Here is a 14,608-nt window from a genome sequence, read left to right as displayed (position 1 = left end):
CGAAAATGCCAGTCAATATCAAGGGCCGTAGCGTCCTGAAGTTGCTCGATTTCACGCCGGATGACATCCGGTTCCTGCTAAAGCTCTCGGCCTCATTGAAACAGGCCAAATATGGCGGTTATGAAGATCAAAGGCTGAAAGGCAAGAACATTGCGCTGATCTTTGAAAAAGACTCCACTCGCACGCGTACCGGGTTCGAGGTCGCCGCCTATGACCAGGGTGCACATGTTACCTATCTGGGGCCCACCGGTACCCAGATAGGTAAGAAGGAATCCATGAAAGACACAGCCCGCGTGCTTGGTCGTGTCTACGACGCTATCGAATATCGCGGCTTCGGGCAGGAACAGGCGGAGATTCTGGCGAAATGGTCGGGTGTGCCGGTTTATAATGGTCTGACAGATGAATTTCATCCGACCCAGATTCTGGCCGACTTTCTTACCATGCGCGAATATACCCGCAAACACCTGTCGCAAGTCACCTTCGCCTTCCTCGGCGATGCCGGCAACAATATGGGCAATTCACTCCTGACAGGGGCGGCACAGATCGGCATGGATGTGCGCCTTGCCGCACCGAAAGCCTGTTGGCCAGAACAGGAACTGATCGATCGCTGTCGGGAAATCGCGCTTCAGACCGGTGCGCGCATTACACTCACCGAAGACCCCGTAGCCGCCGTCAAGGGATGTGATTTTATCTATACGGATGTCTGGGTATCGATGGGCGAGCCGGATTCGGTGTGGGCAGAACGTATTGAACTGCTGACGCCCTACCGTGTGACGCCGGAGATCATGGCGGCGGCTGGCAATCCGCATGCGAAGTTCATGCATTGTCTTCCAGCCTTCCATAATCGCGAGACGGAGATCGGAGAGAAGATATTCGAGAAATTCGGCATCGACTGCATGGAGGTGAGCGAGGCGGTCTTTGAATCAAACGCTTCTATCGTTTTCGATCAGGCGGAAAACCGCATGCACACTATCAAGGCAATACTCGTAGCAACGTTGGGAAGTTGACATGCGGATCGTTGTGGCTCTGGGAGGTAATGCGCTTTTAAAACGTGGAGAGCCAATGACCGCCGAGGTCCAGCGCGCCAATGTACGGAAAGCCGCAAAAGCGCTGGCCGAGCTTGCACGTAACCACAACATCGTGGTTGCGCATGGCAACGGTCCGCAAGTCGGGCTTCTGGCACTCCAGGCTTCCGCTTATGCGGATGTCCCCGCTTATCCGCTCGATATTCTGGGGGCAGAAAGCGTCGGTATGATCGGCTATCTGGTAGAGCAAGAACTGACCAATGCCTTGCCCACGCAAACGCGGCTCGCCACGCTCTTGACCCAGATTGAGGTGAATAGTGACGACCCGGCCTTTTCCCATCCGGAAAAACCCATCGGTCCCGTCTACGACAAAGCAGATGCCGATCATGTACGGGCGGAACATGACTGGGCGCTCATCGAAGAGAGTGAGGGAAAATGGCGGCGCGTCGTGCCGTCGCCGCGTCCGCAACGGATCACTCAGATCGAAGTCATCCGACTGCTGGTTGAATCTGGCGTTGTCGTCATCTGCGCGGGCGGTGGCGGTATTCCGATTATACGTAACGAGCAGGAGGAAATCGAGGGCGTAGAAGCGGTGATTGATAAGGACCGGGCAGCAGGGCTTCTCGCAGAAGAACTCAATGCCGACGCTTTCCTGATGCTCACAGACGTGGACGCTGTCTATAGCAACTGGGGAACGCCGGCCCAGCATCCGATCAGCAGGGCGACGCCAGCAGAACTCTCAACGCATAAGTTTGCTTCCGGTTCAATGGGCCCCAAAGTCGAAGCGGCCTGCGCTTTTGCTTCCCATCCCGGCCGCATCGCGGGGATAGGACGGCTCGAAGATGCGGCAGCGCTCCTTTTCGGTCGGGCTGGCACAGTGATAAAAATATAAGGTCGGCTAGCGTCCCGGCGCTTGGAGTACACCCTGGACTTAGGGTCAGGACCCATTGATTTGTCACGCTGATTGTGATTCAGACGGGCTCGAAGGAGCCTGAATGATGAGTGATCTCTTTTGGCTGACAGACGAGCAAATGGCACGTCTTCAGCCGTATTTCCCTAATAGCCACGGCCGTCCTCGCGTTGATGATCGGCGCGTTCTGAGCGGCATCATCTTCGTCAATCGCAATGGGCTCAGATGGCGCGATGCGCCGAAGGAATATGGCCCCTCCAAGACACTTTATAATCGCTGGAAACGCTGGGGCGACAAGGGCATCTTCCTGCGGATGATGGAAGGTCTGGCAGTGCCTCAAGCTCCAGAGCGCAAGACGATCATGATCGATGCGACCTATCTCAAGGCCCACCGCACGGCTTCCAGCCTGCGGGTAAAAAAGGGGGCGCGGAACGCCTGATTGGACGCACCAAAGGCGGCATGAACACCAAGCTTCATGCTGTAACGGATGCCAACGGTCGCCCGATCAGCTTCTTCATCACGGCAGGTCAGGTCAGCGATTATACCGGTGCAGCCGCCTTGCTTGACGAGCTTCCCGAGGCCCAATGGCTGCTGGCCGACCGTGGCTATGATGCCGACTGGTTTCGCGACGCCCTACAGGAAAAGGGTATCACTCCCTGCATCCCGGGCAGGAAATCCCGAAACAAGACCATTAAATACGACAAACGCCGCTATAAACGCCGCAACCGCATCGAGATCATGTTCGGCCGCATCAAGGACTGGAGGCGCGTCGCTACACGCTATGACAGGTGCCCTATGGTCTTCCTCTCAGCCATCGCACTCGCCGCTACCGTAATCTTCTGGCTGTGATCAATGAGATGCTGTAACGGGGCCTGCGCCACGCCACCGGCTGACGCATCTTGAAATTGCCCGCAGCAAGCTGTCGTTGTTCCCGTATCGGTCTCAATCGGAGGAATATGGGATGAAGCTGTTCATAGGACTGGATGTATCACTGGCGAAGACTGCGGTCTGTGTAATCAATGAGCACGGCAAGATCGTAAAAGAAGCGCAGGTTCTCAGTGATCCCCAAGCGATCGTGGATTTTGCAAACACCCTGGAGGGATCGGTCGCTATCATAGGGCTTGAAGCCGGGCCGCTGTCCCAGTGGCTGCATCGCGGTTTGGCCGATGCCCGGCTGGAAGTTGTTCTGATGGAAACCCGACAGGTGAAGGGTGCTCTGAAGGCAATGCCGATCAAAACGGATCGGCGCGACGCGGAAGGGATTGCCCGACTGCTTCATCTGGGCTGGTTCAGGCCCGTACATTGTAAATCCGTGTCGGCACAGGAAGTTCGTGCACTTCTGTCTGCCCGCAAGGCGATCCAACAAGGCATGATCGCGCTGGAACTGTCATTGCGCGGATTGCTGAGAAACTTCGGCCTGAAGGTCGGCGCCATCTCGCGCGGCCAGTTCGACGCCAGGATCAAACAGTTGGTGGAAGGCAATTCCATGTTGCAAGCAGCGTCCGGACCGATGTTACGCGCGCGCACCAGCCTTCGCCATGAACTGGCGGGACTCGAACGTCAGGTCCGTCTGCTTGCGAAGGACGACGCGGTGTGCCGGCTATTGATGACGATGCCTGGCATCGGGGCGGTCGTCGCCTTAACTTTCCGATCCGCGGTCGATGATCCCGCGCGGTTCTCATCGTCCAAGAAGGTGGGTCCATGGGTCGGCCTTACACCCTCGCGCAACCAGTCCGGTGAGCGCGACGTGATCGGCGGTATTACGCGAGCTGGCGACGCCAATCTGCGAAGAGCCTTGTGTCAGGCGGCTACCGTTATGATACATCGGGGTCGCTCGACATGGCTGAGAAGCTGGGCCGCACAAGTCGCCAAACGCCGAGGTGCAAAGCGTGCGATGGTGGCTTTGGCAAGGCGCATCGGTACCATCCTTCACCGGATGTGGACGGATGGCACCGAATTCTCTTCAGACCGATTGCTCGCCAAGTCGGCCTGAGCCTTCACATCAGAACCATATCGTTGACGTCTGCCTGACCGCAGACCTTCGAGGTCCCAACCGGGACGCGGTTCCGATGATGCCGTGGTCAGGACTGTCGCCGGCCTCTGCCGAGCACGCCAATGAGATGGGCACATCGGAATTACCGCACTGGACCAGCATCATGTTGGCAGCTATCGCGCTGACCACGGACCGAAGCATGAGCCCGGGCGGACCTCAAACGAAGGGCAAAGCAAGTCAGGCAGCGGCGAAAGGGGATCTGTCGGGATTATTTACCGCAATGGCACCATGACGGCGCGGCTGCGGTCGTCACTTTTTGCTTGACTGGAACGGCCCCGTTACCGAAGTCCTGACCCTAGCAACAATGGAAGCTGCGGCGTCTCACACGATGTTGTCATTCAAAACAACTCACGACGGTAGCGTTGTATTCAAGGATATCGAAGTGCGGTGCAACGTCTTTGGACCTTCCGTGCTGGGCACACTAGAACTCTCAGAGCGAACTGTGGACGTCAAGACCGGGGAAACTGTGATGTTTACAGGTAGCGCCGCCAATCTCCGCACTATCGTTTTGACTCTGGCTCAAAATTGGCCGTGGGGCAGCGGCACAATCGCCCTCCCGGCAGATGCTGACACGCTCTTTTTGTCCCGCGACACGTGGTTGCCGGAGGAGTCGATAGGTAGTGTGCTGGAATACCCAGATGATCCGAGAACTGACAACATGGAAGTATATCGTAAGGCGCTGAAGACAGTTGGTCTGGAGCGACTAAGCGAGCAATTAGAAAAACCTTTCCGGTGGGATCGGCTACTCAATCATGAAGATCAGATGCGTTTGAGTTTTGCCAGACTACTCATCCGTCGGCCCCGATGTGTTGTCATGGACGATACCTTCGAAGGTCTCGATACACAAACCGCAGCAGCTTTGTGCAGTATTCTTCGTGAACAATTCGCGCCAACCACACTTTATTTTGGAACAAGTCAGGTCTTCCTCGATTCTTTCTCCCCTCGAGTGATAGAAATTAGAGGAAAGGAATTACAGTGAGGAGTCAGTTATCATGGGAGCTTTAATCAATCCTCCGTCGAAGCTAATCAGCGCGGAGGGCGATGAGATCGAATGCAAGTTTGCACTTGAACCAAGCTTTGTGTGCTTGGTTTCTGAAGCAAAGAATGCCGGATGGGATGAACTGCAAGTCGCGTTCTCATTAATATCCTTATGTGATTCAATTATTTATGGGGTTAAGCCGAAGGACTGAAATGCCTAGAATGTGGTGTTTTGAAACAGTGAGCCCTTAGCTTGAACCAGGGATAAAGCCACTAATGTTGATTACGCTCAATGCATCGCATTTGCCGATCAGTCAAAGAGGTTATATTTCATAATGGAGGTTTTATGGACAGCGTCTTGCTGACGTTCAATACAGGATCATCGACCGTCAAAATCGGCAGTTTTGAATATGATGGTTCGTCTTTGCAAAAATCGGCAAAAGCAGACATCGATTTTGCCGCGACTCCGTTGAATTTTCATATGGAACGCGGCAAGGAACGGCTGGATATTGAACTGCAGACGCAAGAGTCAGCCGATATTGTTGCTGTTCTCAGCGAAGTTTTTGACAAGCTTTCAGCCTATATCGAACTTTCCCGTGTCAAAGCAATTGGCCATCGTGTCGTGCATGGCGGCGATATTTTTGCAGGTCCTGCATTAATTGATGATCGCTCAATTCAGGCCATTGACGATTTGTCGGCCTATGCGCCGCTCCACCAGCCTAAAAGTCTGGCGCTGATTAAAGCAATCCGTCAGCTTTTCCCTGATATTCTGCAAACAGCTTCTTTTGACACAGCGTTCCATCGCACTATGCCGGATGTGATCCGCCGCCTTGCCATTCCACGGGCGATGCACGATCAGGGCATCAAGCGTTATGGTTTTCATGGCCTTTCTTACCAATCCATCGCGCAACAGTTTAACGAGCTTCAGCCCGATTTAGGCCGTAAGAAACTTGTTGTTGCGCATCTTGGCAGCGGTGCCAGCATTTGTGCACTCGATCAGGGTAAAAGTGTTGATACCAGCATGAGCTTCTCCACGCTTGACGGTATTCCGATGGCAACACGCTGCGGCAATATTGATGCCGGTGTGCTGCTGCATCTGTTGAGCCGGCAGAATATGAGCGCCGATGAGGTGACCGATATGCTTTATCATCGCTCCGGCCTGCTCGGTGTTTCAGGCATCAGTGGTGATTGCCGAGACTTGCTGGCAAGTGATGCACCTGAGGCGAAGCAAGCGATTGATCTTTTCACCACCCGTATTGCCGGTGAAATCACTCGACAGGCGACCAGCCTTGGCGGGGTGGATGCCGTTATTTTTACCGCCGGCATTGGTGAACACCAACCGGAAATCCGTGCCCGCATTGCTCGCAAATTACAATGGCTCGGCCTTGAGCTGGACGATACGGCCAACAACAACAATGCTTTCCGCATCACCACGCCATCAAGCAAAATCGCGGCCTTCATGCTCGCAACTGATGAAGAGCAAGTGATTGCTTCTGAAACTCTCACTGTTTTAAACTAATCCTCCCAATAGGTTAAGGAATTCCGGAATGAATAATCAGACTGGCGCCCAGCCGCTTACTCCAGATCAGCTGAAACTGACCGACCGCTATTGGCGTGCAGCCAATTATCTCTCCGTCGGCCAGATTTATCTGATGCAAAATCCGATGCTGCGCGAGCCTTTAAAGCCTGACCACGTCAAACCGCGTTTGCTGGGCCATTGGGGGACAACACCCGGCTTGAACTTCATCTATGTGCATCTCAACCGCATTATTAAAGAACGCAACAAGGATGTGCTCTATGTTTGCGGTCCCGGGCATGGTGGCCCGGGCATGGTAGCGAACACCTATCTGGAAGGCACTTATACTGAAACCTATCCTGACATTACCGAAGATGTTGAAGGTATGCAAAAGCTCTTCCGCCAGTTCTCGTTTCCGGGCGGTATTCCAAGCCATGTGGCACCCGAAACTCCGGGTTCCATCCATTAGGGCGGCGAGCTTGGCTATGCGCTTGTGCATGCTTACGGCGCAGCTTTTGACAATCCCGATCTCGTCGTTGCCTGTGTCGTAGGTGATGGTGAGGCCGAAACCGGCCCGTTGGCAGCAGCATGGCATTCCAACAAATTCCTCAACGCGAAGCGCGATGGCGCGGTGCTGCCGATTCTTCATCTGAACGGCTATAAAATCGCCAATCCGACCCTGCTCGCCCGTATGTCGGATGAAGACCTGCACAGTCTTTTCACCGGCTATGGCTATGAGCCATTTTTCGTTGAAGGCCATGAACCGGAAAAAATGCACCAGCTGATGGCAGCAACTTTTGACATGGCTTTTGACCGTATCAAAACCATTAAAGAGCAGGCCGATCTTAAATCGCCGGAGCGTCCGCGCTGGCCGATGATTATTCTGCGCAGCCCGAAAGGCTGGACAGGACCCAAAGTGGTTGATGGTAAAATGGTGGAGAACCATTGGCGTTCCCATCAGGTGCCGGTTGCCAATTGCCGTGCTGATGATGCACACCGCAAAATCCTCGAAGACTGGATGCGCAGCTATGAGCCGGAAGACCTGTTTGACGAAAGCGGTAAGCTCAAACCGGAATTACGCGCAATAGCACCGGATGGTGAAAAGCGCATGAGCGCCATTCCGCATTCCAATGGTGGCTTGCTGCGTAAGGAACTGAACACACCGGATTTCCGAAAATATGCGGTCAATGTCACCGAACCGGGCGCGGTTGAAGAACAGACCACCAAAATCCTCGGCGACTATCTGCGCGATGTCATCCGCCTCAATGACGAAGAGAAAAACTTCCGCGTCTTCGGGCCTGATGAAACCGCCTCCAATCGTCTGGGCAGTGTTTTTGAAGCAACCGACCGTGTCTGGATGGCTGAAACTTTAGGCAGTGACGACCATCTGGCGGCTGATGGCCGCGTGATGGAAGTGCTGAGTGAACATCTGTGTCAAGGTTGGCTGGAAGGTTATTTGCTGACCGGACGCCATGGCTTCTTCTCCTGCTATGAAGCTTTTATCCATATTGTGGATTCCATGTTCAACCAACATGCTAAATGGTTGCAAGTGGCACGCGAACTGCCATGGCGCAAGCCGGTTGCATCGCTTAACTATCTGCTGACGTCTCATGTCTGGCGTCAAGATCACAACGGCTTCTCCCATCAGGATCCGGGCTTTGTCGATCTGGTTGCCAATAAGAGCGCTGATATTGTCCGTGTTTATTTCCCGCCGGATGCCAATACGCTGCTTTGGGTGGGTGAGCACTGCCTCAAAACATGGAACCGCGTGAACGTGATTGTGGCTGGCAAGCAGCCATCACCACAATGGCTCACCATGGATGAGGCAGAAAAACATTGTGAAGCCGGTCTTGGCAAATGGGACTGGGCAGGCAGCGAAGATGGCATGGAACCAGATCTGGTGATGGCTTGTGCTGGTGATGTGCCGACCATGGAAACATTGGCCGCCACCGCAATGCTGCGTGAAGCATTGCCACATTTGCGCATTCGTGTTGTCAATATTGTCGACCTGATGGCGCTGCAATCACCGCAGCATCACCCGCATGGTATTGCCGATAGTGAATTTGATGCGCTTTTCACCACCGACCGTCCGGTGATTTTCGCCTATCACGGCTATCCATATCTCATTCACCGTCTGGTTTATAAGCGCGCCAATCATCCGAACTTCCATGTGCGTGGCTTTATCGAAAAAGGCACAACCACAACGCCGTTTGATATGGCTGTCATGAATGAACTGGATCGTTATCATCTGGCAATTGAAGCACTCTACCGCCTGCCTTTGGCCGCTGATATTGCCGAGCCTCTGATCACTTCGCTCAATGAGAAGCTGCAAAAGCATCATGACTATGTGCGTGAACATGGCGAAGACATGCCGGAAGTACACGATTGGAAATGGCCGCATAGCGGCGTTGTTGCATGAAACGAATTGGTGGCGGATTCCGATCTTTGATGCTGGCTTATGTGGTTTCAACTTTGACGCGGACGGATTTCGGGCGTGGTGTCTGCAGCATGCGGTTACGGACGCCGCATCCAAGTTTAACTTCAGTCTTCTGGTTGGTGAATTTGCGTGATCTTAGCTTTGGCCCGTTTGTTGATTTATAATTGCCTATGGCGTTTTCTACTCTCGCTCGCTTCCCATACTCGGTAAGATTTTGCCACTCCATCCGACCGCGTTGAGCATTTGTGCGGCTATGCCAGTCACGCTGATCAGGTGGGCCATATGACGCTTCTTGTAAGTCTCGTATTCGTGGCGGAATGATAATGCTCACACCGGGACTATGACTGCGTAAAGCTTGATAGGTTTGATCACTGTCATAAGCACCATCTGCCATGAAACAAGCGATGGGGCGATCAATCATATCAAGCAAATCAGGAACCTGGCTGAGGTCACTTGTATTTTGATCAGTCAGTGTTTCTGCAATGACCTGATTGCTATCTGCATCAATAGCAAGATGCAGCTTGAGCCATTTTCGGGCAGATTTAGCGCCATGCTTTTCTTCAAGCCATTGGCCAGCTTCATATATCTTCATACCAGTGCTATCGACGATCACATGAAGAGGTTCATCTGTTCCATCCCTCCTGGTGCACCGGGTTAAGCTGGAAACAACAAGATTGGCGCAGCGTCTGCTGAATGTTGTGTGATCTGGCACCGGCAGTTCAACATTGAGTAGCCGCAACAACGAGGCCATTAAGCCTTCTGTCTGACGCAGAGGCTGGTTAAACACTTTGCCACATATCAGCGTCGTCTCAATAGCCAGGTCAGAATAGCGACATTGACCACCGCGCGTCTTGCGCAGTGGTGCAATCCATCCGGCTATAGCTGCTTCACTGATCCACAAAGTAACACTCCCGCGCTGACGCAAGCCTGCTTCGTACTCCGCCCAGTTCGTGACCTTGAACTTCTGCTTGGGTATCCGGTGACGACGGGCGGAATTGTGCTTGAAAGGCATTGGCTTGATCCAAATTCTCAACGAACCAAAACATTAAAAGCCAATGCTATAAAAACTCTGAAACTCACCGGCGATTGATGCACCAACGCCGCTGTAGGTGACTTATTCACCAGTTTAAATTCTGGTGTACCACGACGCCCTTTAGCCGATCTTGGGGGAGATTCTCAACGCCCGAAGCGCATTGAGGATGACAGCGACGTCAATCAGCTCCTGGAGTAATGCACCCTGAACAGGTTTTAGATAACCGAACGCGGCTGCGATCATGGCGATTACAGAAAGACCAATCCCAACCACTACACTTTCGACAGCAATGCGCCTTGACCTCTTGGCAATTTCAATCCCGGCGCGAAGTCTATCTATTCTATCTACGAGAAGAACGACATCGGCCGCTTCTGCCGAGGCTGCCGCTCCCCTCGCACCCATGGCAACGCCAACATCAGCCGCTGCAAGTGCGGGCGCGTCGTTGACGCCGTCTCCGACCATCATCACGGGGCCGTTCTTACGCTCGCTGAGCACGGTCAGCACCTTTTGATCGGGCGAAAGCTCCGAGTAGACGGCATCGAGCCCCAAACCCTTGGCGATACGTTTGGCCACTGCAGTACGATCACCTGTCGCCAGCACTATTCGCTTTACGCCGTCCTTGCGCAATCCCCGTAACGTATCGACAACTTCGCCGCGCAAGGGATCGGCCATGATGATATAGCCCGCAATCCTGGCGTCTATTGCGACTGCAACCAGGGCCGCTCCAGCTTCTCTATGGGGGATTTCACTCAGTTTTGCATTGACCTGTCTCTCAACGAAGCTATGTCCACCGACAACGACGCTTTTGCGATCGACCCAGCCCGCCACGCCATCTCCGGCCAGTTCGCTTACATCGGTCGGCAATACAAGATCTATACCGCGCCGCTGAGCGGCCAGTACAAGAGCCTGCGCCATCGGATGTTTGGACACTTGGTCAAGGGAGGCGGCGAAACGCAGTAGATCATTTTCGCTCAATCCTGGCTGCGCGTTGATTGAAGTAATTTGTGGGCGGCCGTCTGTCAGTGTTCCAGTCTTGTCCAGCACCAACGTGTTGATACGAGTCATGTTCTCCAATGGACGAGCACCCTTCACCAGTACGCCGAAATGAGCGGCGCGCGATAGTCCGGCAACAAGAGCGACAGGTACCGCCAGGATGAGAGGACATGGCGTCGCCACGACGAGAACGGCGACCGACCTTATCGGGTCTCCCGTGAAAAACCATGCGCAGAAGGCGATTAAGACAGTCACTATCAGAAAGCCGATAGACCATTGGTCTGCCAGCCTCGACATTGGGGCTTTCGAATGCTGGGCCTCTTCTACGAGGCGAACGATGCCAGCGTAGGTGCTATCTTTTGCTTCGTGTCTGGCAACAATATCGAAGGCATCGCCAGCATTCACTGATCCGCTCAACACATCGGCTCCGGATGTAAGCGAAATCGGAAGTGACTCTCCCGTCAAAGCAGACGTGTTTACGAAAGCTTTTACTGAAGTTACACTTCCGTCAACGGGGATGACGTCTCCCTGACGGATCAAAAGGCGGTCACCCGGGCGAATAGTATCAACGGCAATCTCGTCGAGATGGTCATCGATATAACGCATTGTCGTTCGGGGTACACGAGACAGCAAAGCGTGCATCTCACGGCGTGCCCGTCCTTCGGCAAAGCTTTCAAGAAAGGCCCCGCCGGTATACATAAGGGCGACAATCGAAGCTGCCAGCATTTCCCCAAATGCCAGAGCGGCCGACATCGACATCGCCGCGACGATGTCCAGCCCGAACTCCTTTCGCAATAGACTTCGGAGAATTTCGACGAGCAAAGCCGCTAGCACAGGCAGAGTGGCTATAGTCCAACTTAGCCGTGCCCCGTATGAGTAACCGGAGAAATGCAAGCCAAGCCCGATCACAAGTCCGCACAAGGCAAAAATCAAAAGGATTGTCTTTGATCGATCTTCACCCAAGTACCGCATCTTTGTGGTCTTCCAAGCTACAGAATGAGCGTATTATAATGCGCATTGTCCGGCGTCTTGCCAACGATGATCATTCTTCTTGGTAAAACTCGATCCAAAAAGTTTGACAGCGATCATCAGACCGCTGTGCCGACCAGAGCCCCAATACCAGCCGTGATTGCCATGGCCAATGCGCCCCAAAAGGTGACGCGAACGGTTGCCTTAAGCATATTAGCTCCTCCCGCCTTGGCGCCGATAGCGCCTAGAAACGCCAGAAACAACAAGGAAGAGATAGCAACCGCGTAAAGCAAGATGGATGGAGGCGCGATGACCGCCATCAGTAAGGGTAGGGCGGCCCCGATCGAGAACGTGGCCGCTGAGGTCAGCGCGGCTTGCACAGGCCGTGCTTCCATGTGTTCGACAATTCCCAGCTCGTCACGGGCATGCGCTTCCAGAGCATTGCGTGAGGTCAGCTGTACTGCCACCAGCCGCGCCAGTTCCGGGGTTAGGCCGCGATCAATATAGGCTTGCATCAATTCATCGAGCTCTGCTTCGGGCTGAGTTTCGAGTTCCTTGCGTTCTCTGGCAAGATCTGCCAACTCCGTATCGGATTGAGAACTGACAGAAACATACTCACCCGCCGCCATGGACATCGCGCCTGCGACAAGGCCCGCGATGCCAGCGACCACTATCTGCGTCGTTCCCGTCGAAGCAGATGCGACGCCTATAATGAGGCTGGCCGTTGAGACAATACCATCATTGGCGCCGAGTACCGCTGCGCGAAGCCATCCGATCCGAGATACGAGGTGGTTTTCTGTATGCAATCGGCTCATTGAGCTACCTCCGGACGTTGGATTCATATCATCATACCGCTATCGAGACCCTTTGCCAGTGGACTGAAAATTTGAAGTTATAGAATTCTTCTCCGGCGATTGGGCTTTTGCCTTTTTCGTTAGAGTTTCTGCGCAGGTTTTGAGAATCTTCCTTTTCGAGGGAGGCTTGAAAAGCTTAATATTATACATTATAGTATATTATATAATATTAACGTCGGAGGTAGAGATGCCCGTCACCAAAATAACTGAGAAGCTGTCGGTGTCTTCGCAGCCAAACGCGCAAGAACTCAGTGTACTCGATCGAAGCGGCTTCAAAACGCTGATCAACAACCGTCCCGATAATGAAAGCGCAGACCAGCCCGGAAGCCAAGCGGAATGCGATGCAGCCCACCAATGCGATCTCTCTTATGCATATATTCCAGCCACAATGAATACGATCACTGAAGCCGATGTGCGTGCGTTTCAGGCGGCGGTCAGAAAATCCGATGGCCCAGTGCTTGCGCATTGCAAGACGGGTATGCGCTCGCTCAGCCTTTATCTGATCGGCGAGGTATTGGACGGACGCATGTCTGTTGAAGACGTCGTACCATTCGGACATCAGCTCGGCTTTGATACCAGTGTCGCAGTATCGTGGCTTAAACGCTTTGCTGACCATCAACCGCGGGTAAAAGGCTTTTTCGATAAGCGAACCTCCAGTGTTCAGTACGTGGTGTCCGATCCGGCAACCGGTATTTGCGCCATTGTAGATCCCGTTCTCGACTTTGATGAAAAGTCGGGGGCCACGGCGACGATCAATGCAGACGCAATTCTCGATTACGTCCGCAATAGTGGCCTGACGGTCGAATGGATTCTCGACACTCATCCACACGCCGACCACTTTTCCGCAGCTCAGTATCTCAAGGAGAAAACGGGCGCAAAGACGGCGATAGGCGAGCATGTAATCAGAGTCCAGAAGCTGTGGAAGGAGATCTACAACTGGCCCGAACTAGCTACAGATGGCTCGCAATGGGATCGACTCTTTGCCGATGGTGAGGCGTTTAAGGTTGGTTCCATCGATGCCAGAGTTATGTTCTCGCCGGGACATACGCTCGCTTCAATCACTTACGTGGTCGGCGACGCGGCATTTGTCCACGACACAATTTTTATGCCCGACAGCGGTACGGCACGGGCCGATTTTCCCGGCGGCGATGCGCGAGCATTGTGGGGGTCAATCCAGAATATCATAGCACTTCCAGATGAGACACGGATATTCACCGGACATGATTACCAGCCGGGGGGGCGTGCGCCGCGTTGGGAAAGCACTGTGGCGGATCAAAAGAAGTACAATTCGCACCTGGCGGGCGTATCGGAAGAAGCCTTCGTTGCCTTACGGACCAAGCGCGACAAAACGCTGCCAATGCCAAGGCTCATCTTGCATGCGTTGCAGGTGAACATAAGTGGTGGACGTCTACCTGAGCCAGAAGCCAACGGTAAGCGCTATCTGAAGTTTCCGCTGGATGCTCTGGAAGGGGCTGCATGGGAATGACCGTGAACAGCATAACGATGATGAAAGCTGGACTATCTTCAGTTGAATTATCTCTGCGCGCGAACGAAGTCGCAGACCTGCTCAAGACGCTGTCCCATCCAGCGCGTCTGATGATCGTTTGCAGCCTGGTGGAAGGCGAGTATTCCGTCGGTAGGATGGAAGAAAAGATCGGGGTTCATCAACCGCACCTGTCGCAGCATCTAACGGTGTTGCGCAGTTCCGGAATAGTCGAGACGCGACGGGAGGGGAAACAGATTTTTTATCGCCTCACAGAAGAAAAGGCAGCGCAACTGGTCGCCTCCCTTTACGACATCTTCTGCGTGGAGAAGGCGAAATGAGCGCTGACAGTGCGTG

The 14,608-nt window shown here is 53.7% G+C and carries 11 protein-coding genes and 1 pseudogene; 9 read left to right on the top strand and 3 right to left on the bottom strand.

All coding sequences use genetic code 11. The features are described 5' to 3' along the window. Positions 1-5 precede the first annotated feature (5 nt). The 7 genes and pseudogenes from argF (at position 6) to ABDF71_RS26025 (ending at position 8,901) form a co-directional block, all read left to right on the top strand. Positions 6-1,007: an ornithine carbamoyltransferase gene (argF, locus tag ABDF71_RS26055; protein ID WP_011983033.1), complete on the top strand. Its 1,002-nt coding sequence runs from the start codon at positions 6-8 to the stop codon at positions 1,005-1,007. 1 nt (position 1,008) lies between these two features. Next, entirely contained in the window at positions 1,009-1,917 is a 909-nt protein-coding gene (gene arcC / locus ABDF71_RS26050; protein ID WP_011983034.1) for a carbamate kinase, read from the top strand. Positions 1,918-2,023: 106 nt separating this feature from the next. After that, positions 2,024-2,784 (top strand): IS5 family transposase gene (locus ABDF71_RS26045; protein ID WP_086000526.1). Its coding sequence is split into 2 segments (ribosomal slippage): positions 2,024-2,348 and positions 2,348-2,784, totalling 762 coding nucleotides; the frame shifts between segments, so codons are not numbered across the junction. A 112-nt stretch (positions 2,785-2,896) separates the two neighbouring features. Further along, a complete protein-coding gene (locus tag ABDF71_RS26040; RefSeq protein WP_011983025.1) occupies positions 2,897-3,928 on the top strand; it encodes an IS110 family RNA-guided transposase in 1,032 nt (343 codons plus the stop codon). Positions 3,929-4,244: 316 nt separating this feature from the next. Continuing rightward, on the top strand, positions 4,245-4,967 hold the full coding sequence (locus ABDF71_RS26035; RefSeq protein ID WP_011983036.1) for an ABC transporter family protein: 723 nt from the start codon (positions 4,245-4,247) through the stop codon (positions 4,965-4,967). Positions 4,968-5,312: 345 nt separating this feature from the next. Further along, positions 5,313-6,485, top strand: coding sequence for an acetate/propionate family kinase (locus ABDF71_RS26030; RefSeq protein ID WP_040128197.1), 1,173 nt, complete (start codon positions 5,313-5,315; stop codon positions 6,483-6,485). A 28-nt stretch (positions 6,486-6,513) separates the two neighbouring features. After that, positions 6,514-8,901: pseudogene (locus ABDF71_RS26025) on the top strand (phosphoketolase family protein). Between the two features lie 37 nt (positions 8,902-8,938). Here ABDF71_RS26025 and ABDF71_RS26020 read toward each other — a convergent pair. The 3 genes from ABDF71_RS26020 to ABDF71_RS26010 all read right to left on the bottom strand — a co-directional run bounded on the left by ABDF71_RS26020 (position 8,939) and on the right by ABDF71_RS26010 (position 12,729). Continuing rightward, entirely contained in the window at positions 8,939-9,931 is a 993-nt protein-coding gene (locus ABDF71_RS26020) for an IS5-like element ISOcan1 family transposase (protein ID WP_011983039.1), read from the bottom strand. Positions 9,932-10,072: 141 nt separating this feature from the next. Next, complete coding sequence (locus ABDF71_RS26015; protein WP_500061997.1) at positions 10,073-11,917, bottom strand: heavy metal translocating P-type ATPase; 1,845 nt, start codon at positions 11,915-11,917, stop codon at positions 10,073-10,075. A gap of 116 nt (positions 11,918-12,033) precedes the next feature. Beyond that, positions 12,034-12,729: a VIT1/CCC1 transporter family protein gene (locus tag ABDF71_RS26010; RefSeq protein WP_500061699.1), complete on the bottom strand. Its 696-nt coding sequence runs from the start codon at positions 12,727-12,729 to the stop codon at positions 12,034-12,036. A 226-nt stretch (positions 12,730-12,955) separates the two neighbouring features. On the opposite strand from ABDF71_RS26010, the gene blh reads away from it, so the two are divergent. Together blh and bigR are read left to right on the top strand one after the other, a co-directional pair. Beyond that, complete coding sequence (blh, locus tag ABDF71_RS26005; RefSeq protein WP_500061996.1) at positions 12,956-14,254, top strand: bifunctional sulfur transferase/dioxygenase Blh; 1,299 nt, start codon at positions 12,956-12,958, stop codon at positions 14,252-14,254. Then, complete coding sequence (gene bigR / locus ABDF71_RS26000; RefSeq protein ID WP_011983043.1) at positions 14,245-14,592, top strand: sulfite-sensing transcriptional repressor BigR; 348 nt, start codon at positions 14,245-14,247, stop codon at positions 14,590-14,592. Before blh ends, bigR begins: the two co-directional genes overlap by 10 nt. The last annotated feature ends 16 nt before the right edge of the window (positions 14,593-14,608 follow it).

Source organism: Ochrobactrum sp. WV_118_8, from assembly GCF_039631535.1.
Classification (GTDB): domain Bacteria; phylum Pseudomonadota; class Alphaproteobacteria; order Rhizobiales; family Rhizobiaceae; genus Brucella; species Brucella anthropi.
The sequence above is the reverse complement of the archived record's forward strand: the minus strand, read 5'-3'. Positions and strand labels throughout refer to the sequence as shown.

Excerpts from the sequence above, each read along its gene's own strand:
- argF (WP_011983033.1), top strand. The coding sequence starts at position 6 with ATGCCAGTCAATATCAAGGGCCGTAGCGTCCTGAAGTTGCTCGATTTC.
- arcC (WP_011983034.1), top strand. The coding sequence starts at position 1,009 with ATGCGGATCGTTGTGGCTCTGGGAGGTAATGCGCTTTTAAAACGTGGA.
- ABDF71_RS26040 (WP_011983025.1), top strand. The coding sequence starts at position 2,897 with ATGAAGCTGTTCATAGGACTGGATGTATCACTGGCGAAGACTGCGGTC.
- ABDF71_RS26030 (WP_040128197.1), top strand. The coding sequence starts at position 5,313 with ATGGACAGCGTCTTGCTGACGTTCAATACAGGATCATCGACCGTCAAA.
- ABDF71_RS26020 (WP_011983039.1), bottom strand. The coding sequence starts at position 9,931 with ATGCCTTTCAAGCACAATTCCGCCCGTCGTCACCGGATACCCAAGCAG.
- ABDF71_RS26015 (WP_500061997.1), bottom strand. The coding sequence starts at position 11,917 with ATGCGGTACTTGGGTGAAGATCGATCAAAGACAATCCTTTTGATTTTT.
- ABDF71_RS26010 (WP_500061699.1), bottom strand. The coding sequence starts at position 12,729 with ATGAGCCGATTGCATACAGAAAACCACCTCGTATCTCGGATCGGATGG.
- blh (WP_500061996.1), top strand. The coding sequence starts at position 12,956 with ATGCCCGTCACCAAAATAACTGAGAAGCTGTCGGTGTCTTCGCAGCCA.
- bigR (WP_011983043.1), top strand. The coding sequence starts at position 14,245 with ATGGGAATGACCGTGAACAGCATAACGATGATGAAAGCTGGACTATCT.